Source organism: Micromonospora sp. NPDC049060 (assembly GCF_040649055.1).
Classification (GTDB): domain Bacteria; phylum Actinomycetota; class Actinomycetes; order Mycobacteriales; family Micromonosporaceae; genus Micromonospora; species Micromonospora reichwaldensis.
In genome coordinates, this window is sequence record NZ_JBEZEV010000010.1 from 56,945 (window position 1) to 81,138 (window position 24,194).

Below are 24,194 nucleotides of genomic sequence, written 5' to 3' on the forward strand. Positions count from 1 at the left end.
CGGGCCGGGCGGCGGCCCACCGGTGAGGTCCGAAACCCGCCGGACGATCTCCTGCCGCCCTGCTGGACTGGCACCCATGACGACGACGCACCACCAGCGCACCGCCCTGCTCCTGCACTCCCTGCACCGCCCCGGCGCCCCGCTCGTCCTGCCCAACGCCTGGGACGTGGCGAGCGCCCGGATCGTGGCCGACTGCGGCGCGGCGGCGGTCGCCACCACCAGCGCCGGCGTCTCGTGGAGCCTGGGCGCCCCGGACGGGGACGAGCTGGACCGCGAGCGCGCCCTGGCGGTGGTCGCCCGCGTCGCCGCCGCCGTCACGGTCCCGGTCACCGCGGACATCGAGAGCGGGTACGCCGCCGACCCGGCCGGGGTCGCCCACACCGTGACCGGGGTGCTGGCCGCCGGCGCGGTCGGCGTGAACATCGAGGACGCCGCGCCGGCCGGGACGTCCCCGCTGCGCCCGGTCGACGAGCAGTGCGCCCGGATCGGGGCAGCCCGGCAGGCCGCGGACGCGGCGGGGGTACGGCTCTTCGTCAACGCCCGCACCGACGTGTTCCTGCGGGCGGTGGGCGACCCGGCGGACCGGCTGGCGGAGACGCTGCGCCGCGCGGTCGCGTACCGGGCGGCGGGCGCGGACGGGATCTTCGTGCCGGGCGTGGCCGACGCCGAGACCATCGGCGCGCTGGTCGCCGGCATCGAGGGGCCGGTCAACGTGCTCACCGGGCCGGGTGGGCTCCCCGTCGCCACGCTGGCGGGGCTGGGGGTGGCCCGGGTCAGCCTCGGCTCGGCGCTCGCCGAGGCCGCGTACGGGCTGGTCCGCCGGGCCGCCACGGAGGCGCTGCGCTCCGGGTCGTACGACTCGCTGGCCGGTGCGATGGGCTACGGCGAGTTGAACGCGCTGCTGGCCTGACGGGCTTCCGACACCGTGCAACCGGAGGTCGGTCCGGGTGGTCTCTCCATCACCCACACCGAATCCCGGGAGTTCACGATGACGCATCCGTTCCGCGCCGGCGCCGTGGCGGCCACCGCCCTGTTGGCCCTGGCGGCCGCCGTCCTGTTGGCGCTGGTCGCCCCCGCCCCGCCCGCGTCGGCACACGACCCCACACCCACCCCGACCACGGCCGCCGAGCCGACCATCGTCGCCCGCCCGGATCTGGTCTTCCTCAGCGGCGACCCGTGGCACCCGACGGGTCCCCTGGAGGTCCTTGTCAGCAACGCCGGAACGGCGACGGCGAAGGGCTTCTTCGTCCTACGTCTGCCGTCCGGGCTGACCGTGACCTCTGGTGGCGACTGCCGCGGCGCCGGGTCGCCCCGGACCTGGCTCTGCGGTGGCACGCAGGTGCCGGCCGGTGGTCGGCAGGTGTACCGGCTGGTGCTGAGGGCGACGGCGGCCGAGCCGGTCTTCGGCGTGAGCAGCTGGGGGTCCGTCGCCGGCCGGGACGCCGCCGGTGGCACGGAGGGCCCCACCGACTTCCGCGTCAACTGGCCGGACCGGACGTCGCTGCGGCTGCGGGCCACCGCCAGCCCGGTCGTCGACGGGTCGATGGGGGTGACGGCCCGGGTACGCAACACCGGCACCTTCGCTCTCGGCGGCTACTCGCTGAACCTCGTCCCCCCGAAGGGTGTGCAGGTGATCTGGCCGCTGTGCTCGGACAGCGGTCGGATGGCCGGCAAGGGCTGCGAGATCATCCGGTCCGGCGAGCTGAAGGCGGGTGCCACGGACACGGTGCACATCCGCCTCGCCGTCAGCGAGAGGGCGGGGAGCATCCGCCTGTATCTGGCGCCCACCAACCGGTACACCAACAAGGACACCTCGGTCACCGTGCCCGTGCCGGGCGGCACGGGGGGCGGCGCCCCGACGACTCCGCCGGCGGCGACCCCGAGCGCCACGTCGACGCCGAGCACCACGTCCACTCCGACGACGCCCGCCGGGGACGGGGCCGGGTTGCCCCGCACCGGTCCGGCCGGCACCACGTACGCCCTGTTCGGTGCGGCGCTGCTGGCCCTCGGGGCCGGTCTGCTGCTGCTGCTGCTGCGCCGCCGGCTCGGCCGCCACTGAGTTCCGCTGGCCGGGGGCCGGCCCCAGGCCGGGCTCCGGGTCGGTCGCCGACGTGCACGGGGATGTCGGCGGCCGGCCGGTCGTGGTGCCGCGGGGTGAGCCGCCGGGCCGGCCCGCCGCACGGCGACGCCCGCCGGCACACGGGGTGCGGGCGGGCGTCGTCGGCGGTGCGGGGTCAGACCTCGACGACAGTGGGGACGATCATGGGCCGACGGCGGTACGCGTCGTTCACCCACCGTCCCACGGTGCGCCGGACGATCTGCTGGAGCTGGTGCGGATCGGTGATGCCGTCGGAGGCCGCCCGGTTCAGGGCCTCGGTGACAAGCGGAATCACCGGGCTGAACGCCTCCGGGTCCTCGGAGAAGCCCTTCGCCGACAGGGTCGGGCCGCCCACCACCTTGCCGGTCACCGAGTCGACCACCACGGTGGTGGCGATGAACCCGCCGTCGCCGAGGATCCGGCGCTCCGTGAGCAGCGACTCGCTGACGTCGCCGACGGCGAGGCCGTCGACGTAGACGTAGCGGCTCTTCACGTGGCCGACCAGGCTGGCCCGGCCCTCGACGAGGTCGACGACGTCGCCGTCCTCGCAGAGCACCACCCGGTCGGGGGCGACGCCGGACTCGATGCCGAGGCGGGCGTGCGCGCGCAGGTGCCGCCACTCGCCGTGCACCGGCATCAGGTTGCTGGGACGGACCACGTTGAGCAGGTAGAGCAGCTCGCCGGCGGGGGCGTGGCCGGAGACGTGCACCTTGGCCACGTCCTTGTGCACCACCACGGCGCCGGCCCGGGCCAGCCGGTTGATCACCCGGTAGACCGAGGTCTCGTTGCCGGGCACCAGCGACGAGGCGAGCACCACGGTGTCGCCGGGGGCGATGGTGATGTGCCGGTGGTCGCCGCTGGCCATCCGGCCCAGGGCGCTCATCGGCTCGCCCTGCGACCCGGTGGACATCAGCACGATCTGCTCGGGCGGCATGTTCGTCGCCTCTTCCAGCCCGACGACCAGCCCGGACGGGATGTTGAGCAGCCCCAGGTCGCGGGCGATGCCCATGTTGCGGACCATGGACCGGCCGATGAGGGCGACCTTGCGGCCGTGCTCGGCGGCGGAGTCGAACACCTGCTGCACCCGGTGCACGTGCGAGGCGAAGGAGGCGACGATGATCCGCCCCTTGGCCTTCGCGAAGATCGAGTCGAGCACCGGCCCGATCTCCCGCTCGGGGGTGACGAAGCCGGGGATCTCCGCGTTGGTGGAGTCCGAGAGCAGCAGGTCCACGCCCTCGGCGCCGAGCCGGGCGAACCCGGCCAGGTCGGTGATCCGACCGTCCAGCGGGAGCTGGTCCATCTTGAAGTCGCCGGTGTGCAGCACCAGGCCGGCCGGCGTGCGGATGGCGACCGCGAGCGCGTCGGGGATCGAGTGGTTGACCGCGAAGAACTCGCACTCGAACGGGCCGAGCCGCTCCCGGCCGCCCTCCCGCACGGTAAGCGTGTAGGGCTGGATCCGCCGCTCGGCGAGCTTCGCCTCGACCAGGGCGAGGGTGAACTGGGAGCCGACCAGCGGGATGTCGGGCTTGTGCGCGAGCAGGTAGGGCACCGCGCCGATGTGGTCCTCGTGGCCGTGGGTCAGCACGATCGCCTGGACGTCGTCGAGCCGGTCCAGGATCGGACCGAAGTCGGGCAGGATCAGGTCGACCCCGGGCTGCTCCACGTCGGGGAAGAGGACCCCGCAGTCGACCACCAGCAGCTTGCCGTCGTACTCGAAGACGGTCATGTTGCGACCGATGGCGCCGAGCCCGCCGAGCGGGATGATCCGCAGCCCACCCTCCGGCAGCGGCGGGGGCAGTTCCGTCTCGAAGTGCGCCTCGGTCACGCGTCCACCTCATTCTGCGACGCCGTCACTCGGCGTCCGTCGTGTCGTTCGGTCATTCGGGCAGTTCCAGGCCCGCCGCCGCGCTGTCCGCGCGGAGCTGGGCGATCTCGTCGTCGGTCGCCTCGACCAGCGGCAGACGCACCGGCCCGGCGGGCTTCCCGGCGGCCGCCAGGCCCGCCTTCACCAGGATCACGCCCTGGGTACGGAAGATGCCGGTGAACAGCGGCAGCAGCCGCCGGTGCAGGCTCAGCGCGGTGGCGGTGTCCCCCGCGTCGTACGCCTCGATCATCTGCTTGGTGAGCGCGCCGGTGAAGTGGGTCGAGGTGCCGACCACGCCCACGCCGCCCACGGCCAGCGCGGGCAGGGTGAGCGCGTCCTCGCCGCTGTAGAAGGCGAGGTTCGTCCGGCTGGTGACCCAGCTCGTGGCGGTCAGGTCGCCCTTGGCGTCCTTCACCGCGACGATCCGGGCGTGTTCGGCCAGGCGCACCATCGTCTCGGTGTCGATCGGCACGCCCGCCCGGTGCGGGATGTCGTAGAGCATCACCGGCAGCCCGGTGGCGTCCGCGACGGCGGTGAAGTGCCGCAGCAGGCCGCTCTGCGGCGGCTTGTTGTAGTAGGGCGTGACCACGAGCAGGCCGTGCGCGCCCGCCTTCTCGGCGGCCGTGGAGAGCTCGATGGTGTGCCGGGTGTCGTTGGTGCCGACCCCGGCCACGACCTTGGCGCGGTCACCGATGGCCTCCACCACGGCCCGGATCAGCTGTTCCTTCTCGGCCTCGGTGGTGGTCGGCGACTCGCCGGTGGTGCCGTTGACCACCAGCGCGTCGTTGCCCTGCTCGTCGACCAGGTAGCTGGCGAGCTGCGCGGCGCCGTCGAGGTCGAGGGAGCCGTCGGCGGTGAACGGGGTCACCATGGCCGTGAGCACTCGCCCGAAGGGGCGGGACACCGCCCGGGCGGGCGTGTCAGGGTGGTCGTGCGTCATGCCACCAACCTAGCGGACGACCACCGGCGCCCCGCCGGGGAAGCCCTCAGGACAGCTCGGCGTGCGGGCTCGCCGCCACCTCGGTGCCGTCGGGCAGGGCCGAGATGACGAAATCGGCGAATACGTTCGGGGCGACGCCCTGGAGCTGCCGCAGGCACTCCACCGCCAGCTCGCGGATCTCCACGTCGGCGTGCTCCGTCGCGCGCATGGCGATGAAGTGCCGCCAGGCCCGGTAGTTGCCGGTGACCACGATGCGCGTCTCGGTGGCGTTGGGCAGCACGGCGCGGGCCGCCTGGCGGGCCTGCTTGCGCCGCAGCGTGGCGTTCTCCACGTCGGCGAAGCGCCGCTCCAGCCCCTCCAGCAGCTCGTTGTACGCGCGCACGCTCGCCTCGGCCGCCTCCACGAACTTCTTGTGCAGCTCCGGGTCGTCGGCGATCACCGAGGGCTCGACCATGGCGGCGTCGCGCTCCGGCACGTACCGCTGGGAGAGCTGCGAGTACGAGAAGTGCCGGTGCCGGATCAGCTCGTGGGTGAACGAGCGGGAGACCCCGCTGAAGTAGAAGCTGACCGAGCCGTGCTCCAGCACACTCAGGTGGCCGACCTCCAGGATGTGCGCGAGGTAACCGGCGTTGGTGGCGGTGGCAGGGTTCGGCTTCTTCCAGCTCTGGTAGCAGGCCCGGCCGGCGAACTCCGCGAGCGCCTGGCCGCCCTCGGCGTCGGTCGACCACGGCACGTCGTCGGGGGCCTCGAAGTGCGTCCACGCGACGAGCTTGACCTGGGGCTGCACCATCTCCGGCATTCCTGGGACTGTAGTGCCGTGGCCCCCGCCCGCCCAAGCCAGCCTCGCCCAAGTGCAACGTCGGTCACCGAAACGACGCGGTCGCCCGCGGGCCGGCCGCGTTCCATCCGCCGCGTCGGGAGTCATGACCCGGCAGGAATGTGGCCAGCATCGGCACGAGGCCCATCGGACGTCACGACGGGGGGCGGGGGTCGGCCCGGCGCATCGGCTGTCGCACGCTGTCGAACTGAATCGTCTACGACATCAGCGAGCGGCGGGGTCCTCGGCTCGGCGGCCCGCCACCGTGCCCTCAGCTCAGCCGGGTCCCCGCGTCCGCCGGCGCGCCGGACGGCCCGTCGGTGCGTGCGTCGGGGCGGACAGGCATCGGGAGCGCGATGTCGCAAACGATTCAGCTCGACAGGGCACGGGCACCCGCACCGTCAGGGCCGGCCCTTGGTCCAGGCAGGGTGACCGGCCCGGTCGAGACGAGATCCAGGAAGCTCGTGACATTCCGGCTCCGCGCGACCCGGACGACCCCGTCCGACACGACCGCAGCCCGGACGGCGCGCACGCCGGTAGGCGCACCCGTCAGTGGCGCACCCGTCAGACGTAGAGGGAGGTGAAGGGTGCCCAGGGCAGGTTGCGCAGGATCGTGAAGGCCAGCCAGGCGGCCAGGAAGACGCCGATCGCCCGGGAACTGATCCGCAGCTCGGGCAGCCGCCAGCCGAACGCCTGCTTCCCGGCCCAGGCGACGAAGAGGTAGGCCAGGAAGGGCAGCGCGAAGACGAAGAGGAAGTGGTGCCGGGCGGCGGCCGGCAGGTCGGCGTGCAGGACGTACCAGAGCGCGCGGGTGCCGCCGCAGCCCGGGCAGTCCAGCCCCGTGGTGAGCTTGAGCAGGCAGCTCGGCGCGGCGTCGGGCGCCGAGCGGGTGGGGTCGCTGATCAGCGCGTAGCCGATGCCGGCGGCGACGCAGCCGAGCGCGGCCAGCGGCACCGCCCAGCGCGGGGAGCGCTCGTAGAGGCGGACGACGAAGCGGGTGAGCCGGTCCGGCTCGGCCACCGGATAGGGAGCCGCCGGATAGGCCCCCGGATAGGCCGTCCCCGGGTGGGGCGGTGGCTGGTCCGTGGGCCGTCCGTCGGCCGGTGCGGCCGGGCCCGCCTGGGGCGGGGCGTCGAGCCCACCCGTCTGCGGATGCGGCGGGGAGGCCGGTCCGTCAACGCTCGTCACGTCGCTCACCGTACACCGGCCACGCCCGCCAGCGCCGCGGCCAGCGGAACGGCCAGGTCGCCGGCCGCGGGCGGGGCCACCGCGTCCAGGCCCAGCCAGCCGGCGAGGCGGTGCAGCTCGGCGGCCAGCGCCAGCGCGGTCTCGCCCCGGTCGACGCCCGGCTCGCCCCAGGCGGCCGGCACCAGCAGCACGCGGGCCTTCCGGTCGGCCTTCAGGTCGACCCGGGCGGTGAACCGCTCCCCCTGCAGGAACGGCAGCACGTAGTAGCCGTGCACCCGCTGCGGCGCCGGCACGTAGATCTCGATGCGGTAGCTGAAGTCGAAGAGCCGCTCGGCGCGGGCCCGCTCCCAGACCACCGGGTCGAACGGGCTGACCAGGGTGTTGCCGCGCACCCAGCGGGGCAGCCGCGCCCCGGCGTGCAGCCATGCCGGCCGCTGCCAGCCCTGCACGGCGACCGGCAACAGCTCGCCCGCCTCGACCAGCTCGGCGATGGCCTGCCGGGCCCCGGCCACCGGCAGCCGGAAGTAGTCGCGCAGCTCCGGCTCCGCGGCCACCCCGAGCGACCGCGCGGCGATGCCCACCAGCGCGCGGTGGGCCTCCGCGTCGGTCGGCGTCGGCGCGTCGAGCACGGCGGCCGGCAGCACCCGCTCCGGCAGGTCGTAGCGGCGGGCGAACGACGTGGTGCGGTCGGCGGCCGTCACCTCCCCCGCCCAGAACAGGAACTCCAGCGCCCGCTTGACCGCCGACCAGTTCCACCCCCAGTTGCCGGTCTCCCGGGGCGCGTCGTGCTCGATCTCGGCGGCCGTGAGCGGCCCCCGGGCGGCCACCTCGTCGCGGACCCAGGCGACCAGGTCGGGCTGCTCCTGGGCGATCCGCCGCATCCCACCCCAGGACTCCGAGCGGGCCCGGGCCATCCGCCAGCGCAGCGCCGGATGCAGCCCGACGGGCACCAGCGACGCCTCGTGGCCCCAGTATTCGAACAGCTCCCGTGGGCGGCGGTAGGCGGCGTCGTCGAGCAACGCGGTCGGGTAGGGCCCGAGCCGGCTGTAGAGCGGCAGGTAGTGCGCCCGTTGCAGCACGTTCACCGAGTCCATCTGGATCAGCCCGACCCGGTCGAGCACCCGGCGCAGGTGCCGGCGGGTGGGCGCGCCCGTGGGCGCGGGGTCGGCGAAGCCCTGGGCGGCGAGCGCCACCCGGCGTGCCTGGGCGAGCGAGAGCGATTCCGGTGCGGCCATCGTCGGGCACCCTAATCCACAGGTACGACACCGGTGCGGACGCTGGACCCGTCACCCGCCGGGGCATAGAACGGACGCATGCTCACGATCCGCCGCGAGGAGCCCGACGACGCCGAGGCGGTCGCCCGGGTGCACATCCACGGCTGGCAGGCCGGCTACGCCGGGATCATGCCCGAGGAGGTGCTGCGGCGGCTCAACGTCACGGCCTGGGCGCAGCGCCGCCGGGACCTCGGCACCGCCGACCCAGAACACCCGTTCACCACCCTGCTCGCCGAGGTCGACGGGACGCTGGCCGGGTTCACCACGTTCGGCCCGTACCGCAACAACCAGGACCGTGGCGACCTCGACGCCGCGCACGGCGAGGTGGTGGCGATGTACGTCGAGCCGGCCCGCTGGGGCGACGGCACGGCGCGGGCGCTGCTGGCCGCGGCGCGCGACGGGCTGGTCGCCCGGGGCTGGTCGGACTACCGGCTCTGGGTCCTGGAGGCCAACCACCGGGCCCGCCGGTTCTACGAGCGGGCCGGGCTGTCACCGGACGGTGAGCGGTCGACCTATCCGGTGCCGCTGGCCGGCGGGCGCCCGCCGGTCGGGCTGGTCGAGCTGCGGTACGCCGGACGCCTCGGCGGTTGACCCGGCCGGCCTCTCCCGGGGCCGGTCGACCGGGTCGGTGTCGCCCACCCGCCGGACCGGCAGGAACGCCAGCAGCGCCAGGCTGATCCAGACGTAGGTGTTGCTGCCGAGGAAGCCGTCGAGCCCGGTGAAGTCCTTCTCCCAGGCCCAGACGATCCGGCTGATCAGGAAGCCGTACCCGACGATCGCGGCGCCCAGCAGGACGCGGCGCCGGCGGCTGCCGGCGGGCGCGGCCATCCCGTTGTCGACAAGCAGGATCAGCGCGGGCAGCAACCAGACCAGGTGGTGCACCCAGGTGACCGGGCTGACCAGGCACATCACCGCGCCCGTCAACGCCAGGCCGGTCGCCTCGTCGCCGGCGGCCACGGCGGCGCGGGAGCGCCAGGCCCACAGCGCCAGCGTGGCGAGCACCAGCGCCAGCCAGGCCAGGGTGCTCGGGTGTTCCGGGTTGAGCCGGGCGACAACGCCGCGCAGCGACTGGTTGGAGACGAACGCCAGTTCACCCACCCGGCCGGTGTTCCACAGCGCCTCCGTCCAGAACTCCCGTGAGGCGTCGGGGAAGAGCGCGGCGGCCAGCAGGGTCACACTGGCCGCGGTGGCCATCGAGGTGACCGCGGCCCGCCAGCGGCGGGTGACCAGCAGGTAGACGATGAAGATGCCCGGGGTCAGCTTGATCGCGGTGGCCAGCCCGATGCCCACGCCCGCCCAGCGGTTGCCGGCCGGCAGCAGCCGGAGCAGGTCGATCGCGACCAGGAAGAGCAGCAGCATGTTGACCTGGCCGAAGTTGACCGTCTCGCGCATCGGCTCGTACGCGGCGGCCAGGCAGAGCGCCACGGCGAGGGCGAACCAGCGGGTCCAGCCGGAGCGGCGGGATACCGGGTCGATCAGCCACCAGAAGAGCACTGCGGTGACCACCACGCTGGCGGCCACGCTCACCGCGATGGCCGCCCACCACGGCAGGTACGCCATCGGCAGCATGACCAGGGCGGCGAAGGGCGGGTACGTGAAGCCGTACTGGGTGCCGGGCTTGAGGAAGTCGTAGATCTCCCCGCCGTCGTGCACCCACCAGGTCAGCGCGCCGTAGTAGACCTTGAGGTCGAAGAAGCCGTGCCGGACGGCCGCGACGGACAGGAAGGCGGTCACCACGAGGGCGAGCGCGACGACGCCGACGACCTGCTGGATCGTCCGTGGGGGACCCTGCGCCACCATCGCCTCCCTCGCCCTGCGTAGGCTTCCGTCCCATGGCTCTCGGGTACGTCCGCCCGGCGCGTCCGGAAGACGCCGGCGAGATCGCACGCATCCAACTCGCGACCTGGCGGGTCGCCTATCGTCGGATCCTGCCCCGGCACGTGCTCGACAACCTGGACGAGGCGTGGCTCGCCAGGCGGTGGAGCGCGGCCGTGCAGGAGCCGCCCTCCGGCGCCCATCGGGTGCTGGTCGCCGTCGAACAGGCCGAGCAATCCTATCTGGTGGGGTTCGCCGCCTCCGGTCCGGCCGACGCCGAGGCGCTCGCCCCGGGTGAGCCGGCGGAGGTCCTCGGGCCGGACGTCGCCGCGGTGACGGACCTGCTGGTGGAGCCGCGCTGGGGCCGGCGGGGGCACGGCAGCCGGCTGCTCGCCGCGACCGTCGACCTGTGGCGTGCCGACGGGTTCACCCGCGCGCTGGCCTGGGCCTTCGACGGCGACGCGGCGACCCGCAAGTTCCTCACCAGCACCGGCTGGGAGCCCGACGGCGCGGCCCGCGCGCTGGACGTGGAGGACATGCTCGTCCCGCAGGTGCGGCTGCACGTGGCGGTGCCGGGAGAGGCGGATCCGGCGGACGCGACGCCCACCGAGGCGACGCTCCCGGACCTGACGCCGGGTGCGTCGTCGCCGACACCGGCGACGCCCGGGGACTGACCGGGCCGAGCGGTCCGGGGCCCGGACCGCACCGGGCCGGGCGTCCCCCGGACCCGGATCGCACCGGGCCGGGCGTCCCCGCGCCCGGATCGCACCGGGCCGCGCTCCCCGGCCCGCCGGTGCCGGCGATCCGCCGGACACTGTCGGGGGTGTCGCCTACCGTGACCCCATGGTCGCGGTGGCGACGTCCACGAGAGGGAGGCATCGGGCATGTTCGCGGACACGATGGCGTGGAGCAGTTTCTCGGTGGACGACCCCGGCCGGGCCGAACGGTTCTACGCCGACACGCTCGGCCTGCGGGTGTCGCGGGACGACGCCATGGGCGGCCTGCTGACGTTGCACCTCGCCGGGGGCCGGGACGTGATGGTCTACCCGAAGGCGGACCACACCCCCGCGGCCCACACGGTGCTCAACTTCCCCGTCGACGACGTCGACCGGGCCGTCGACGAGCTGACCGCGCGCGGGGTGCGGTTCGCGCACTACCCCGGCATGCCCCAGGACGACAAGGGCGTCATGCGCGGCAACGGGCCGACGATCGCGTGGTTCACCGACCCGGCCGGCAACATCATGTCGGTGATCGAGGAAGGCTGACCCGGTCAGGCGCGTGGCGAGGCCTGGGTGGGCGCAACGAGTTCGACGACCAGTTCGTCGTCCTCCATCGCCCCGGTGGGCACGAAGCCGAGGCTCGTGTAGAGGCGGGCGGCCTGGGCGTTGTCGGGGTGGTAGGAGAGCCGGACGGGGTGACCGCCGTCCTGGCCGCCCAGCCACGCAGCCAGGGTGCGCACGGCCGCCCGACCGACGCCCCGGTCCTGTTCGGCCGCGTCGACCACCATGCCGCCGATCCAGCGGGACCCGTCGTCGTCGACGCCCCACATGACGTGCCCGGCGACGGTCTCGTCCGCGTACACCGCCAGTGAGGTCCACACGTCGGAGCGCATGGTCAGCAGCAGGTAGCGGGCGGCCAGCGCCGCCACCCAGCCGCGCTGGTCGTCGCGCGGGGCGACGTCGGCCACGGCCCGCCAGTTGTCGTCGTCGACCGGGCGCAGGGTCACCCGGCGCCCGGCCCGGTCGGAGATTCCAGAATCGATCACCCGGGCAGCCTAGGGGCCGCCCGGGCGCCGCCGCCACGGGATTGCCCGTCAGTCGAGCAGGGCGTCCAGGCCGACGGTCAGCCCGGGCCGGGTGCGGACCGCGCGGACGGCCAGCAGCACGCCGGGCATGAACGAGACCCGGTCGTACGAGTCGTGCCGGATGGTCAGCGTCTCCCCCACGGTGCCGAAGAGCACCTCCTGGTGGGCGACGAGGCCGGTGGCGCGCACGGCGTGCACGCGTACGCCGTCGATGTCGGCGCCCCGGGCGCCCGCGACCTCGTCCTTGGTGGCGTCCGGCACCGGGCCGAGCCCGGCCTCGGCGCGGGCGGCCGCGACCAGCCGCGCGGTGTGCCTGGCGGTGCCGCTGGGGGCGTCCAGCTTGCGGGGATGGTGCTGCTCGACGATCTCGACCGACTCGAAGTGCCGGGCGGCTCGGGCGGCGAACTGCATCATCAGCACCGCGCCGATGCCGAAGTTGGGGGCGATCACCACACCCACCCCGGGCTTGTGTGCCAGCCAGCCGCGCACCCGCTCCAGCCGCTGCTCGGTGAAGCCGGTGGTGCCGACCACCGCGTTGATGCCCTGGTCGATGCACCAGTGCAGGTGGTCCATGACGACGTCGGGGGTGGTGAAGTCGACGACCACCTCGGCCCCGGCGTCGGACGCGGCGAACAGGCCGTCACCCTCGTCGACCATGGCCACCAGCTCCATGTCGGCGGCGGCGTCCACGGCCCGGCACACCTCGACGCCCATCCGGCCCCTGGCGCCCAGCACGCCGACCCGGATCAGCTCGTCCGGGCTCTTCTCCTGCTCGTCAGTCACGGGGCACAACCTATCCCAATCGGGACGCGCGCATCCGGGCGGACCGTCAGCGGCCGGGACGCGCATCCGGGCGGACCGTCGGCCGCCGGGGCGCGGGCATCCGGGCGGGCGGGCCCCGGGCGGGAGTGCGGGACGGGTCAGCGGGCGGCGAAGTCGTTCGCGCCGAACGGGCCGACCACGGCCAGCGACATCGGCCGGCTCAGCAGCTCGGCGGCCAGGGTGTTGACGTCGGCCACGGTGACCGCGTCGACCCGGCCGAGCAGCTCGTCGACCGGCATCAGGTGGCCGTAGAGCAGCTCGCCCTTGGCCAGCCGGCTCATCCGCGAGCCCGTGTCCTCCAGCCCCAGCACGAACGAGCCCTTGCTCATCCCCTTGCCGCGGGCCACCTCGGCCTCGGTCAGGCCGTCGGCGGCCACCCGGGCCAGTTCGGCCCGGGTCAGCTCCAGCACCTCGTCGACCTTGCCCGGGGCACAGCCGGCGTAGACGGCGAAGAGGCCGCTGTCGGCGTACTGGCTGGCGTAGGAGTAGACCGAGTAGGCCAGGCCGCGCCGCTCACGGATCTCCTGGAACAGCCGGCTCGACATGCCGCCGCCGAGGATGTTGTTGAGCACGCCGAGGGCGAAGCGCCGCTCGTCGAGCCGGTCGATGCCGGGGCAGCCGAGGATGACGTGCGCCTGCTCGGTCTCCTTCGGCTCCACCAGGGTGGTGGCGGGCTTCGTGCGTACGGCCGGGGTGGCCGACCGGTGCGGCGCAGGCGTCGCCGGGTCGGTGTCCAGCGGGGTGCCGCGCAGCGCCTGGCGGACCAGCTTGACCACCGTGGCGTGGTCGAGGTTGCCGGCGGCGGCGACGACGATCCGCGGCGGGGTGTAGTGGCGGCGGTAGAAGCCCTGGATCTGCCGCCGGGTCATCGGCGTGACGGTCTCCTCGGTGCCGGAGATCAGCCGGCCCAGCGGGTGGTCGTCGTAGGCGGCCCGGGCGAAGAGGTCGTGCACCTCGTCGCCGGGCTCGTCGTCGTGCATGGCGATCTCTTCGAGGATCACGCCCCGCTCGGTCTCCACGTCGGCCGGCTCAAGCAGCGAGTCGGCGACCGCGTCGCACATGACGTCGATGGCCAGCGGCAGGTCCTCGTCCAGCACGCGGGCGTAGTAGCAGGTGTATTCCTTGGTGGTGAAGGCGTTGGTCTCGCCGCCCACCGCCTCGATCTCCGCGGAGATCTCCAGCGCGCTGCGCTTGTTGGTGCCCTTGAAGAGCAGGTGCTCCAGGAAGTGCGCCGCGCCGGCCTGCGGGCCGGTCTCGTCGCGCGAGCCGACCGCGACCCAGACGCCGAACGAGACGCTGCGCATCGCCGGGATCGCCTCGGTGAGCACGCGCAGCCCGCTGGGCAGCACGGTACGGCGTACCGTGCCGCCCAGCGGGTCGTCGCTGATGGTGCGGGTCACCGCCCGGGCGGCGCCGCCGGAGCGGGCCGTCCCGGCGCCCCGGTGCGAGCCTCCTGCGGGGCCCGGGACGGACGCCACCCCCCGTCGATCCGGCGGAAACGGCGCGCTGACGGCCCGACTCACGTGTTGCTCCCAGATCGACGAGGGGTGGGGTGATGCGATGGTGCGGTGCGTCAGCTGCGCCGGGTGCGGCGACGCGGACGCTCGCCGCCCTCGCCACCCTCGCCGCCGCCTTCGCCGCCGCCCGGTCCACGACCGCCCCGGTCGCCGCCGCGCTCACGGTCGCCCCGGTCGCGCGGAGCCCGGTCGTCCCGGTCCCGACCGGCCGGACGCTCGCCGCCGGCGGCCTCGCCGGCGGCCGGCGCCTCGGCGCCCTCCGGACGGACCTTGTCCAGGTAGATCTTGCCGCGGGCGTCGATGTCCGCGATCTCGACCTCGACCCGGTCGCCGACGTTGAGGAAGTCCTCGACCTTGTCGACCCGCTTGCCGTCGCCCACCTTGGAGATGTGCAGCAGGCCGTCGCGGCCCGGCAGCAGCGAGATGAACGCGCCGAACGCGGCGGTCTTGACCACCGTGCCGAGGAAGCGCTCCCCGGCCTTCGGCAGCGTGGGGTTGGCGATGCCGTTGATCCGGTCCACCGCCGCCTGGGCCGACGGGCCGTTGGTGGCGCCGACGTAGATCGTGCCGTCGTCCTCGATGGAGATCTCGGCGCCGGTCTCGTCCTGGATCGCGTTGATGGTCTGCCCCTTCGGGCCGATCACCATGCCGATCTTGTCGACCGGGATCTTGACGGTGGTGACCCGCGGGGCGTACTCCGACATCTCGGCCGGGGCCTCGATCGCCGCCTGCATCACGTCGAGGATGGTCTGCCGGGCCTCGTACGCCTGCTGCAGCGCGGCGGCCAGCACGTCCGACGGGATGCCGTTGAGCTTGGTGTCGAGCTGGAGCGCGGTGACGAACTCGGGCGTGCCGGCGACCTTGAAGTCCATGTCACCGAACGCGTCCTCGGCGCCGAGGATGTCGGTGAGCGTCACGTACTCGGTCTTGCCGTCCACCTCGTCCGAGATGAGCCCCATGGCGATGCCGGCCACCGGCGCCTTCAGCGGCACACCGGCGGAGAGCAGGCCCAGCGTCGAGGCGCAGACCGAGCCCATCGAGGTGGAGCCGTTGGAGCCGAGCGCCTCGGAGACCTGCCGGATGGCGTAGGGGAACTCCTCGCGCGACGGCAGCACCGGGATCAGCGCCCGCTCGGCGAGCGCGCCGTGGCCGATCTCGCGCCGCTTCGGCGAGCCGACCCGGCCGGTCTCACCGGTCGAGTACGGCGGGAAGTTGTAGTTGTGCATGTAGCGCTTGCGGTTCTCCGGGGACAGGGTGTCCACCATCTGCTCCATGCGCAGCATGTTCAGCGTGGTGACGCCCAGGATCTGGGTCTCGCCACGCTCGAACAGCGCCGAGCCGTGCACCCGGGGCAGCACGCCGACCTCGGCGGTCAGCGGGCGGATGTCGCGCGGGCCGCGGCCGTCGATGCGGACCTGCTCGCGCAGCACCCGGTTGCGCACCTCGGACTTGGTGAGCGACCGGAAGGCGGCGCTGAGCTCCTTCTCCCGGCCCTCGAAGCGACCGCCGAGCTCCTCGGCGACCTTGGCCTTGATGCGGTCGAGGGCCTCCTCGCGGTCGGCCTTGCCGGCGATCTGAAGTGCCTCGGCGACCTCGGCGCGGGCCAGGTCGGCCACCGCCTCGTAGACGTCGTCCTGGTAGTCCAGGAACACGGGGAACTCGGCGACGGGCTTGGCGGCCACCTCGGCCAGCTCGCTCTGCGCGCGGCACAGCTCACGGATCGCCGGCTTCGCGGCCTCCAGGCCGCTGGCCACGATCTCCTCGGTCGGCGCGGTCGCGCCGCCCGCGATCAGGGTCACGGCGTGCGGCGTCGCCTCGGCCTCGACCATCATGATCGCGACGTCGCCGTCCGGCAGCGAGCGGCCGGCCACGACCATGTCGAAGGTGGCCCGGGCCAGCTCCTCCAGGGTCGGGAAGGCGACCCACTGGCCGTCGATGTGCGCGACCCGGGTCGCCCCGATCGGGCCGGAGAACGGCAGGCCGGAGAGCTTGGTCGACATCGAGGCGGCGTTGATCGCCACGACGTCGTAGGGGTGCTGCGGGTCGAGCGCGAGGATGGTCTCGACGACCTGGACCTCGTTGCGCAGGCCCTTGACGAAGGACGGGCGCAGCGGCCGGTCGATCAGCCGGCAGGTGAGGATCGCGTCCTCGCTGGGGCGGCCCTCGCGGCGGAAGAACGAGCCGGGGATGCGGCCCGCGGCGTACATCCGCTCCTCGACGTCGACGGTCAGCGGGAAGAAGTCGAACTGCTCCTTCGGCTGCTTGCCGGCGGTGGTGGCGGAGAGGACGACCGTCTCGCCGAGCTGGGCGACGACGGAGCCGGCGGCCTGACGGGCCAGCCGGCCGGTGGAGAAGGTGATCTCACGGGTGCCGAAGGACCCGTTGTCGATCACGGCGGTGCGGGATTCGGTGCCGAGGTTGGTCTCGGTCATGGTGCTGTCGTGCTCCTTCGCATCGGGGGCCCACGACGCGGGGAGCTGCTCAGACGGCCGGTCTTCGATCGAAGCGCCCGGGTGGCCGGCGCGAGGCCGGGGTGCCCGGGGGCCACTACCGGAGACCGGTACGCTGACCGGCTCCCTTTTCAGGTGGTCGCGCGGCCCGGTTTTCGTGTGGCGGCGAAGCGGGGGAGCGGCCCGGTCGGGCCACTCCCCCGTCACGTCACCGGCGCAGACCGAGCCGCTCGATGAGCGACCGGTAGCGGTTGATGTCCTTCTTGTGGACGTAGTTGAGCAGCCGACGGCGGCGGCCGACCAGCAGCAGCAGCCCACGGCGGCTGTGGTGGTCGTGCTTGTGCACCTTCAGGTGCTCCGTCAGCTCGGCGATCCGCTTGGTGAGGACCGCGACCTGCACCTCCGGCGAACCGGTGTCGCCGTCGGCGGTCGCGTACTCCGCGCGGATCTTGGCCTTGGCTTCCTGGTCGAGCGCCATGTTCTCCCTGTTTCGTGGGTTGTTCGATGATGTCCGTCGGATCGGTCAGTGGACCGGAACGGACCGGTACCTCGCACCCGCGGCGTCGTGCAGGCACGCGAGGCCCCACGTCGGTCAGCCGACGTCCCCGCCAGACTACCAGCCCTGCCGGGCGGCGACCTGTCAAGGGCCGCGACGCGGTCAGCCGAGCACGCGCCGGGTCCGCTCGACGTCCTGGTTCATCTGGGCGATCAACGGCTCGATCGCGTCGTAGCGGATCTGCCCGCGCAGGTGCGCCACGAAGTCCAGCGCCAGCCGCTCGCCGTAGAGGTCGCCGGTGAAGTCGAGCACGTACGCCTCCACCCGCCGCTCCCGGCCGGAGAAGGTCGGGTTGGTGCCCACCGACACCGCCGCCGCCAGGGGCTCGGCGTGGCCCCGGCGCACCAGCCGGGCGGCGTAGACGCCGTCGGCGGGCACCGCCGCGTACCGGTGGCAGAGCAGGTTGGCGGTGGGGAAGCCCAGCTCGCGGCCGCGCTGGTCGCCGCGTACCACCACGCCCTCGACCCGGTGCGGGCGGCCGAGCGCGGCGGCCGCCGCCGTCACGTCCCCCGCGTCGACGCAGGAGCGGATGTACGTGGAGGAGTAGACCGTGCCCGCCTCGGCGACCAGCGGGGCGCCCTCCACGGCGAAGCCGAAGGTGCGCCCGAGCCGCTCCAGCAGCGCCACGTCGCCGGCGGCCTTGTGCCCGAAGCGGAAGTTGTCGCCGACCACGACAAGCGCGGCGTGCAGGTGCTCGACCAGGATGTCGTGCACGAACGCCTCGGCGGGCAGCCGGGAGAACTCCGGGGTGAACGGCACCACGCAGAGCACGTCCACGCCGAGCGCCTCGATCAGCTCGGCCTTGCGGGCGGTCTCGGTGAGCACCGCCGGGTGCGAACCGGGGCGCACCACCTCGGCCGGGTGCGGGTCGAAGGTGACCACCACCGACTGCACGCCCAGCTCGCGGGCCCGGGACACGGCGTGCCCGATGGTCGCCTGGTGTCCCTTGTGCACACCGTCGAAGACGCCGATGGTGACGACCGACCGCCCCCAGCCGCCGGGCGCCGCGTCGTACCCCCGCCACCGCTGCATGCCGCTCCTCCCCTGCCTTCCGCGGCGGCCCGCACCGGCCGCCGTCCCCCGCCCCCGTCAGGCGGGGGCGAGCACGATCTCCGCGCGGGCCCGGCCGTCCCGCTCGCTGACGATAGCGATCAGCCCGCCGTCGGGGCCGAAGACCGCGTAGGGGCCGGCGATTCCCACCGGGTCGAGCGGCCCGCCGTGGGAGAGCACCTTCGCCTCGTCGGCGCCGGCGTCGCGGCGCGGGAAGAACCGGTCGGCCGCCGCCGCCAGCGGCAGGTTCACCACCTCGGGGGCGCGCTGCTCCAGCTCGTCGAGGGTGGCGGCCTCCGCGAGGGCGAAGTTCCCGACGGCGGTACGGCGCAGCGCCGTCAGGTGCCCGCCCACCCCGAGCGCCAGGCCCGCGTCCCGGGCGATCGCCCGGATGTACGTGCCGGAGGAGCAGGTCACGTCGATGTCCACGTCGACGACGTCGGGCGCGTCGCGGCGTACCGCCAGCAGCTCCAGCCGGGACACGGTGACCCGGCGGGCGGGCAGCTCGACGCTCTCCCCCTCGCGCACCCGCTTGTACGCCCGCTGCCCGTCGACCTTGATGGCGCTGACTGCGCTCGGCACCTGGTCGATCTCCCCGGTCAGCGCGGCCAGGGCCGCCCGGACCGCCTCGTCGGTGACCTGCCCGGCCGGGGTGGTGGCGATCACGTCGCCCTCGGCGTCGTCGGTGACGGTGGCCTGGCCGAGCCGGACGGTGGCGGTGTAGCTCTTGTGCGCGCCGATCACGTAGGTGAGCAGGCGGGTGGCCCGGCCGACCCCGATCACCAGGACGCCGGTGGCCATCGGGTCGAGGGTGCCCCCGTGCCCCACCCGGCGGGTGCGCGCCAACCGGCGGATGCGCGCCACCACGTCGTGCGACGTCATGCCGCCGGGCTTGTCGACCACGATCAGACCGTCTGTGCTCACGACACCCAAGCCTGCCAGACCGGGCCGGACGCCCCGCCGCCGCCGTACGTCCGCAGCGGCACCGGAGCCGCTCGCCGCCGGCGCGGCGGTGGAGGCCGCCTCCGATGGTCGGCCGATGTGCCGTCAGCCACTCGGGCGGGATCACGGCGGCGGGGGCGTACGGGATCACGTCCCGGGCGGCCGGGTGCGAAGATCATGCGCCCTCGATAGACCGTTCACCAAGGACATGCCGATGACCAGTCCCCCGCCGCCGGACGAGCCGTCCCCGTCAGTCGGGCCGGCTCCCCTGACCTCCGGCGACGAGTCGGGGCAGGTTCCGGAGTGGCTGCGCCAGCCGGCCGAGGAGCATCCGGTCGGCGCCCCGGAACGGCTCCGCCTGTTCTGGGAGGAGCACACCCGGGCGGTCACCGCCGTGGTCGGGGGCGGACTGGTCCTCGTACTCCTGCTCGGCGTGGGGTGGTTCGACCTGTGGCGGCGGGCCGGGGAGCCGCCGCGCAGCTACCCGACGACCAGCCCGCCGCCGGGCGTCTCCGCGACGAGCGCCGCATCGCCCGCACCGCCCGCGTCGCCCGCCGACAGCTTCGCGGGCACCCCGGCGGCGGCCTTCGCCAAGGGGGCGGCCGGGATCACGCTGCCGCCCGCCCGGCGGACGGGTGCGTTCAGCGCCACCGAGGTGGCGGCGGCCCTCGCCGACGTCCGCGCGGTGCTGCTGCTCGCACGGCTGGACCGGAAGTTCCTGGCCGGTGGGGAGCTGGACCGGTTCGTGCGGATGTTCGCTCCGGATATCCGGTCGAGCATGCGAGCCGACTTCCGTAGCGACTCCTTCGCCACGTACGCGACCCGGCTGGCCCCGGGCGCCCGGCTGACCGCCGACCAGCCCCGGGTCAAGGGCCGGGTCACCTACCGGGCGACCCGGGACAGCGACGGCATCCGGGTGCTGGAGATCACCACCAACTTCGTCTGGGCGTACGCGTTCCACACCCTCGACCCCACTCCGGGCGCCGGTGTGGTGGTCGTCCACGACACCGTCGTCTGGCATGTGCCGCATTCCGACGACGTCACGAAGGCGGGCGTCGGGCTCTGGCTCTGGAAGGCGGACTCGTACGCCTCGAACATGGACTGCGCGTCGTTCGACAAGGGTCTGCTGGATCTCGGCGCCCCGAGCTACGGCCTTCCGGTCGACACGGAGGACCCGGACGCAGTGTTCGACCCCGATCGTTCGCTGGACGTCGCAGACACCTGCTGACCCGGACCGGAGCACTCATGACACCCGACACACGACGCGCGCACGACCACCACGCCCGGGTCGACCTCCCGGACTGGATGCGTAACCCGACACCACCGCGACGGACCCTCGGCCGTCGCGTCACCGACCTCGTCGAGCGGCTGCCCGGGCTGCGTGCGGCCCGGCGGTCGCTGTGGCGGTGGCGGGACCGCGACAGGCTTACCGAGTCCCGCCCGATGATCTCGGTGGTCGTGTTCCTCGTCACCGCGACGGCGACGTTCGCCCTGTTCGCCGGGCTCTTCTACTGGCTCTACCTGACCCTGCGCGACACGATCTGAGGCGGACCCGATGCACACCGACCCGGTCGCCGGCACTCCCGGGACCACCGATCAGGCGCCGCCGGCCGAACGGCCCTCCGCCGCCGACGTGCCGCCGGCCGCCGACCAGCAGCCTCCCGCCAGTGCGGCCGAGGGGCGACGAGACGTCCTGTTCGCCGAGGCCGAGCCGGTGCGGCTGCCCGACTGGATGCGGTCGCCGGGGCCGGAACACCAACCGACCGGGCTGGACCGGGTGCGTTTCTTCCAGGCCCGGCACAACGGCCCGCTGGCGGTCGGTTTCGCGTTCGCCCTGGCGCTGCTGATGGTCGTCGCGGCCGGGTGGATGGTCGTTCAGGTGGCCGACTGGCGTCGCACGGCGACCGTCGCACCGAGCGCGAGCGCGAGCGCGACGCCCGAGCCGATCAGCGCCGTCGGCACCCCACGCGATCTGTTCACCGGCACCCCGGCGGCGTCCTTCGCCCTCCGGGAGAAGGCGATCGTCCTGCCTGCGGCCACCGCCCAGGGTCCGTTCGACAAGGTCCAGGTACGCGCCGCGCTCGACTCGGTACGGAAGGCGCTCATCGAGAGCCGGCTGGAGACCGCGATGCTGGTCGGCGACACCGAACCCTTCCTCGGCCTGCTGGCGCCAGACTCCCGCGCGGAGATGCGGCCGCACTTCGACAACTCGCGTTTCCTGCACGTCGCCACGAGGATCGGATCCCGGGCGGACTGGGAGTACGACATCCGCGCGCAGGGACGGATCAGCTACCGCGCCAGGACGGTGGCCGGAGTCCGCCTGCTGGAGGTGACCACCGAGTTCGTCTGGGCGTACCCGTTCGACGTGATGCGCCGGGCACCGGCCGGCGCCGGCCTGGTGGCGGTCCGGGACCGGGTGGTCTGGCAGGTGCCGCACCCGAAGGACGTTCCGGCGTCGTCCCGAGGGCTCTGGTTGGCGTCCGCGAAGGCCGTCACCTGGAACGCCGACTGCGCCTTGCTGCGCGACGGCTGGGTGAACGTGATGCAGTGGCTGCCGGACCTGCACGGCCCTCGCGTGCCGGGTGGTGATCCGGGCGACTTCTTCGACCTGGCCGCCCCGATGGCGTCCACCTCGAGGTGCTGAGGCTCAGCGCACGGCGCCGACCACGGCCCACGCCCCGGAGCGCAGCCGCAGCAGCAGGGCGATCAGCCGGAGCACCACGAAGAGCGTGAGGCCCGCCCAGATGCCGCCGAGGCCGAGGTCGAGCCCGTACGCCAGCCAGATGGCGGGCAGGAAGCCGCCGAGCGCGGCCAGGAGGGTGAGGTTGCGCAGGTAGCGGACGTCGCCCGCGCCGATCAGCACCCCGTCGAGGGCGAACACGACGCCGGCCAGCGGCAGCATCGCCACGAACCACGGCCAGGCGAGCATGGCCTGCTCGCGTACCTGCGGATCGGAGCTGAACCAGCCGGGGACCACACCGGCGCCGGCGGCGACGAGCACGGCGAACGCCACGCCGCAGGCGCCGCCGAGCAGCGCGATCCGGCGGGCCAGGTGCCGGGCCGCGGCGTCCTCGCCGGCCCCGAGGGCGGCGCCGATCAGGGACTGGGCGGCGATGGCGAGCGCGTCGAGCACCAGGGCGGTGAAGAACCACAGTTGCAGGGCGATCTGGTGCGCGCCGACGGCGGCGGCCCCGAAGCGGGCGGCGACGGCGGTGGCGGAGAGGAAGCTGGCCTGGAACGCGACGCCCCGGATCAGCAGGTCCCGGCTGAGCGCCAATTGCTGCCCGATCAGCCTCGGGCGGGGGCGCAGCGAGACCCGTTCGGCGACCAGCGCCCCGGCGAAGAGCACCCCGCCGATGGTCTGCGCGATCACGTTGGCCACGGCGGAGCCGACCAGTCCGAACCCGGCCGGATAGACCAGCAGCGGGCAGAGCACGGCGGAGAGCACGTTCGGGCCGAGCACGAACATCAGCGGGCGGCGCATGTCCTGCACGCCGCGCAGCCAGCCGTTGCCGGCGGCGGCGAGCAGCAGCCCGGGCGCGCCGAGCGCCGCGACCCGCAGCCACTGCGCGGCGGCGTCGGCCACCTCGCCGGGGCCTCCGGCGAGGGTACGCGCCAACGCCCCGCCGCCGATCTGCATGCCGAGCGCGACCAGCACCCCCACCCCGAGGGCCAACCACGACGCCTGCACGCCCTCGGCGACGGCGGACGCCCGGTCGCCCGCCCCGAACCGCCGGGCCGACCGCCCCGTGGTGCCGTACGCGACCACGGTGCCGAGCCAGGCGATGAGCGTCAGCACCGTGCCGCCGACGGCGAGGGCGGCCAGCGGCACCCGGCCGAGGTGCCCCACCACCGCCGTGTCCACGAGCACGTAGATCGGTTCGGCGGCCAGCACCACCAGCGCCGGAAGGGCCAGCGCGGCGATCCGGCGGGGCGCGACGGCGCGGGGTTCGAAGGCGACGGATTGGCTCATCGCCGCCGATCCTGGCACGGTCAGGTAAGGATCGCAAGCGGCATGGTTACTTACCAGGAGAGAGGTGGACGACGGTCACCGCACCGAGCAGGAGCACTCCCCCGACGAGCACCGGCACGGGCAGCGACTCACCCACGATCAAGCCCGCGAGCAGCACGGCGGTGAGCGGCTCCGCCAGGGTGGCCAGCGCGGCGACGCTGCCGGTGATGCTGCGCAACCCGGCGTAGAACAGGGCGTACGCCACCGCCGTGGTGACCACCCCGAGGTGAAGCAGCAGGCCGATCGGCGCGAGCCGGGCCGGGACGCCGATCCCCTCGGCCAGCGCGATCGGGGCCAGCGCCAACGCGCCGACCGCCGCCGACACGGTGGTGAGCGTCATCGGCGCGACGCGCTGTGCGGCGTGCCGGCTCAGCACCGTGCTGGCGGCGTAGCCCACCCCCGAGCCGAACGCCGCGAGCAGCCCGAGCAGGGGGCGCGGCGCGGTCGTGCCCGGCTCCCCGACCGACACCGTGATCAGCACGAGGCCGATGACGCCCGCCACCAGGGCACCCAGCATCGTCCGCCCGGGCAGCCGCCGTGCGCGCAGCGACTCCCAGCCGAAGATGAGGACCGGGGCGAGCCCCAGGCTGACCACGGTGGCCACCCCGACGCCGCCCGACGCGACGGCGAGGAAGTACAACGCCTGGTAGCCCCCGAGCCCGATCCCGACGCCGACGAGGGCGACCGGTTCCGACCGCAGCGCCGTGAGCACCGGCCCGAGGCGGCGCGCGAGCAGGGCGACCAGCACCAGCGCGCCGATGGCGAGGCGGTGGAACCCGATGGCCGTCGGGGTGAGCGTGGTGGACTCGCGGACGAGCTGCACGGCGACGCCGGTGGTGCCCCAGAGCACGGCGGCGCCGGTGACGTACAGCAGCCCTCGGCGTACGCCGCCGGCCGGGCCGCGGCGCGGGTGCGGAATGGACGGGGACGCGGAGGGGCCAGACAGGGACGTTCGGGACACAGGTGCGCTCCAGGGCGGATCGAAACGCTGACAGGGACGACGTCTGTCGGAGCGCACGCACGACGAAGAAGAGGCGGGCGTTAC

The 24,194-nt window shown here is 74.0% G+C and carries 22 protein-coding genes and 1 pseudogene; 8 read left to right on the forward strand and 15 right to left on the reverse strand.

The genetic code is table 11. The features are described 5' to 3' along the window. Positions 1-76 precede the first annotated feature (76 nt). Both AB0B83_RS07015 and AB0B83_RS07020 read left to right on the forward strand, forming a co-directional pair. Positions 77-910, forward strand: a complete 834-nt coding sequence (locus AB0B83_RS07015) for an isocitrate lyase/phosphoenolpyruvate mutase family protein (RefSeq protein ID WP_357577378.1) — start codon at positions 77-79, stop codon at positions 908-910. Positions 911-988: 78 nt separating this feature from the next. After that, positions 989-2,059, forward strand: a complete 1,071-nt coding sequence (locus tag AB0B83_RS07020) for a hypothetical protein (RefSeq protein ID WP_357577379.1) — start codon at positions 989-991, stop codon at positions 2,057-2,059. A gap of 175 nt (positions 2,060-2,234) precedes the next feature. Here the strand turns inward: AB0B83_RS07020 and AB0B83_RS07025 are convergent, their stop codons facing one another. The 5 genes from AB0B83_RS07025 to AB0B83_RS07045 form a co-directional block, all read right to left on the reverse strand. Further along, on the reverse strand, positions 2,235-3,923 hold the full coding sequence (locus AB0B83_RS07025) for a ribonuclease J (RefSeq protein ID WP_132232860.1): 1,689 nt from the start codon (positions 3,921-3,923) through the stop codon (positions 2,235-2,237). Positions 3,924-3,975: 52 nt separating this feature from the next. Next, positions 3,976-4,902 (reverse strand): 4-hydroxy-tetrahydrodipicolinate synthase, encoded by a 927-nt coding sequence (gene dapA / locus AB0B83_RS07030; RefSeq protein WP_357577380.1) that lies wholly within the window; start codon positions 4,900-4,902, stop codon positions 3,976-3,978. A 46-nt stretch (positions 4,903-4,948) separates the two neighbouring features. Further along, positions 4,949-5,692, reverse strand: a complete 744-nt coding sequence (thyX, locus tag AB0B83_RS07035) for an FAD-dependent thymidylate synthase (RefSeq protein ID WP_151457408.1) — start codon at positions 5,690-5,692, stop codon at positions 4,949-4,951. 591 nt (positions 5,693-6,283) lie between these two features. Then, a complete protein-coding gene (locus AB0B83_RS07040) occupies positions 6,284-6,907 on the reverse strand; it encodes a DUF2752 domain-containing protein (protein ID WP_357577381.1) in 624 nt (207 codons plus the stop codon). A gap of 5 nt (positions 6,908-6,912) precedes the next feature. Continuing rightward, positions 6,913-8,142: a crosslink repair DNA glycosylase YcaQ family protein gene (locus tag AB0B83_RS07045; RefSeq protein ID WP_357577382.1), complete on the reverse strand. Its 1,230-nt coding sequence runs from the start codon at positions 8,140-8,142 to the stop codon at positions 6,913-6,915. 78 nt (positions 8,143-8,220) lie between these two features. On the opposite strand from AB0B83_RS07045, the gene AB0B83_RS07050 reads away from it, so the two are divergent. Then, entirely contained in the window at positions 8,221-8,772 is a 552-nt protein-coding gene (locus tag AB0B83_RS07050; RefSeq protein ID WP_357577383.1) for a GNAT family N-acetyltransferase, read from the forward strand. Here the strand turns inward: AB0B83_RS07050 and AB0B83_RS07055 are convergent. Beyond that, a complete protein-coding gene (locus AB0B83_RS07055; protein ID WP_357577384.1) occupies positions 8,671-9,978 on the reverse strand; it encodes a glycosyltransferase 87 family protein in 1,308 nt (435 codons plus the stop codon). The two genes, AB0B83_RS07050 and AB0B83_RS07055, sit on opposite strands and share 102 nt — an antisense overlap. A 35-nt stretch (positions 9,979-10,013) precedes the next feature. On the opposite strand from AB0B83_RS07055, the pseudogene AB0B83_RS07060 reads away from it, so the two are divergent. Both AB0B83_RS07060 and AB0B83_RS07065 read left to right on the forward strand, forming a co-directional pair. Beyond that, positions 10,014-10,571: pseudogene (locus AB0B83_RS07060) on the forward strand (GNAT family N-acetyltransferase); the annotation flags it as partial. Between the two features lie 309 nt (positions 10,572-10,880). Next, positions 10,881-11,261 (forward strand): VOC family protein, encoded by a 381-nt coding sequence (locus AB0B83_RS07065; protein ID WP_357577385.1) that lies wholly within the window; start codon positions 10,881-10,883, stop codon positions 11,259-11,261. Between the two features lie 5 nt (positions 11,262-11,266). Here AB0B83_RS07065 and AB0B83_RS07070 read toward each other — a convergent pair whose 3' ends face one another. From AB0B83_RS07070 to truB, 7 genes are all read right to left on the reverse strand, one after another. Next, positions 11,267-11,761, reverse strand: coding sequence for a GNAT family N-acetyltransferase (locus tag AB0B83_RS07070; protein ID WP_357577386.1), 495 nt, complete (start codon positions 11,759-11,761; stop codon positions 11,267-11,269). Positions 11,762-11,809: 48 nt separating this feature from the next. Next, complete coding sequence (gene dapB / locus AB0B83_RS07075; protein WP_357577387.1) at positions 11,810-12,583, reverse strand: 4-hydroxy-tetrahydrodipicolinate reductase; 774 nt, start codon at positions 12,581-12,583, stop codon at positions 11,810-11,812. 137 nt (positions 12,584-12,720) lie between these two features. Beyond that, entirely contained in the window at positions 12,721-14,145 is a 1,425-nt protein-coding gene (locus AB0B83_RS07080) for a pitrilysin family protein (protein ID WP_357577388.1), read from the reverse strand. A gap of 50 nt (positions 14,146-14,195) precedes the next feature. Further along, positions 14,196-16,571 (reverse strand): polyribonucleotide nucleotidyltransferase, encoded by a 2,376-nt coding sequence (locus tag AB0B83_RS07085; RefSeq protein ID WP_357577389.1) that lies wholly within the window; start codon positions 16,569-16,571, stop codon positions 14,196-14,198. A gap of 226 nt (positions 16,572-16,797) precedes the next feature. Beyond that, positions 16,798-17,067 (reverse strand): 30S ribosomal protein S15, encoded by a 270-nt coding sequence (rpsO, locus tag AB0B83_RS07090; RefSeq protein WP_357577390.1) that lies wholly within the window; start codon positions 17,065-17,067, stop codon positions 16,798-16,800. A 180-nt stretch (positions 17,068-17,247) separates the two neighbouring features. After that, positions 17,248-18,177, reverse strand: coding sequence for a bifunctional riboflavin kinase/FAD synthetase (locus AB0B83_RS07095; protein WP_132232840.1), 930 nt, complete (start codon positions 18,175-18,177; stop codon positions 17,248-17,250). A gap of 57 nt (positions 18,178-18,234) precedes the next feature. Continuing rightward, entirely contained in the window at positions 18,235-19,119 is an 885-nt protein-coding gene (gene truB / locus AB0B83_RS07100) for a tRNA pseudouridine(55) synthase TruB (protein ID WP_132232838.1), read from the reverse strand. A gap of 232 nt (positions 19,120-19,351) precedes the next feature. Between truB and AB0B83_RS07105 the strand changes: the two genes are divergently transcribed. Genes AB0B83_RS07105 through AB0B83_RS07115 form a run of 3 tightly spaced genes read left to right on the forward strand, consistent with a single transcriptional unit; the run spans position 19,352 to position 21,781 of the window. Beyond that, entirely contained in the window at positions 19,352-20,365 is a 1,014-nt protein-coding gene (locus AB0B83_RS07105) for a hypothetical protein (protein WP_357577391.1), read from the forward strand. Between the two features lie 17 nt (positions 20,366-20,382). Then, positions 20,383-20,682: a hypothetical protein gene (locus AB0B83_RS07110; protein WP_357577392.1), complete on the forward strand. Its 300-nt coding sequence runs from the start codon at positions 20,383-20,385 to the stop codon at positions 20,680-20,682. 10 nt (positions 20,683-20,692) lie between these two features. Next, positions 20,693-21,781 carry a hypothetical protein gene (locus AB0B83_RS07115; RefSeq protein WP_357577393.1) on the forward strand — a complete coding sequence of 363 codons (1,089 nt, stop codon included), beginning with the start codon at positions 20,693-20,695 and terminating at the stop codon, positions 21,779-21,781. 3 nt (positions 21,782-21,784) lie between these two features. Here the strand turns inward: AB0B83_RS07115 and AB0B83_RS07120 are convergent, their stop codons facing one another. Together AB0B83_RS07120 and AB0B83_RS07125 are read right to left on the reverse strand one after the other, a co-directional pair. Further along, a complete protein-coding gene (locus AB0B83_RS07120) occupies positions 21,785-23,110 on the reverse strand; it encodes an MATE family efflux transporter (RefSeq protein WP_357577394.1) in 1,326 nt (441 codons plus the stop codon). A 46-nt stretch (positions 23,111-23,156) separates the two neighbouring features. Then, the gene (locus AB0B83_RS07125) at positions 23,157-24,110 is read right to left on the reverse strand and encodes an EamA family transporter (protein ID WP_357577395.1); all 954 of its coding nucleotides are present in this window, start codon (positions 24,108-24,110) and stop codon (positions 23,157-23,159) included. Positions 24,111-24,194: the final 84 nt, after the last annotated feature.

Excerpts from the sequence above, each read along its gene's own strand:
- AB0B83_RS07015 (WP_357577378.1), top strand. The coding sequence starts at position 77 with ATGACGACGACGCACCACCAGCGCACCGCCCTGCTCCTGCACTCCCTG.
- rpsO (WP_357577390.1), bottom strand. The coding sequence starts at position 17,067 with ATGGCGCTCGACCAGGAAGCCAAGGCCAAGATCCGCGCGGAGTACGCG.
- AB0B83_RS07105 (WP_357577391.1), top strand. The coding sequence starts at position 19,352 with ATGACCAGTCCCCCGCCGCCGGACGAGCCGTCCCCGTCAGTCGGGCCG.
- AB0B83_RS07020 (WP_357577379.1), top strand. The coding sequence starts at position 989 with ATGACGCATCCGTTCCGCGCCGGCGCCGTGGCGGCCACCGCCCTGTTG.
- AB0B83_RS07085 (WP_357577389.1), bottom strand. The coding sequence starts at position 16,571 with ATGACCGAGACCAACCTCGGCACCGAATCCCGCACCGCCGTGATCGAC.
- AB0B83_RS07120 (WP_357577394.1), bottom strand. The coding sequence starts at position 23,110 with ATGAGCCAATCCGTCGCCTTCGAACCCCGCGCCGTCGCGCCCCGCCGG.
- AB0B83_RS07115 (WP_357577393.1), top strand. The coding sequence starts at position 20,693 with ATGCACACCGACCCGGTCGCCGGCACTCCCGGGACCACCGATCAGGCG.
- dapA (WP_357577380.1), bottom strand. The coding sequence starts at position 4,902 with ATGACGCACGACCACCCTGACACGCCCGCCCGGGCGGTGTCCCGCCCC.
- AB0B83_RS07095 (WP_132232840.1), bottom strand. The coding sequence starts at position 18,177 with ATGCAGCGGTGGCGGGGGTACGACGCGGCGCCCGGCGGCTGGGGGCGG.
- AB0B83_RS07050 (WP_357577383.1), top strand. The coding sequence starts at position 8,221 with ATGCTCACGATCCGCCGCGAGGAGCCCGACGACGCCGAGGCGGTCGCC.
- thyX (WP_151457408.1), bottom strand. The coding sequence starts at position 5,692 with ATGGTGCAGCCCCAGGTCAAGCTCGTCGCGTGGACGCACTTCGAGGCC.
- AB0B83_RS07045 (WP_357577382.1), bottom strand. The coding sequence starts at position 8,142 with ATGGCCGCACCGGAATCGCTCTCGCTCGCCCAGGCACGCCGGGTGGCG.
- AB0B83_RS07065 (WP_357577385.1), top strand. The coding sequence starts at position 10,881 with ATGTTCGCGGACACGATGGCGTGGAGCAGTTTCTCGGTGGACGACCCC.
- AB0B83_RS07110 (WP_357577392.1), top strand. The coding sequence starts at position 20,383 with ATGACACCCGACACACGACGCGCGCACGACCACCACGCCCGGGTCGAC.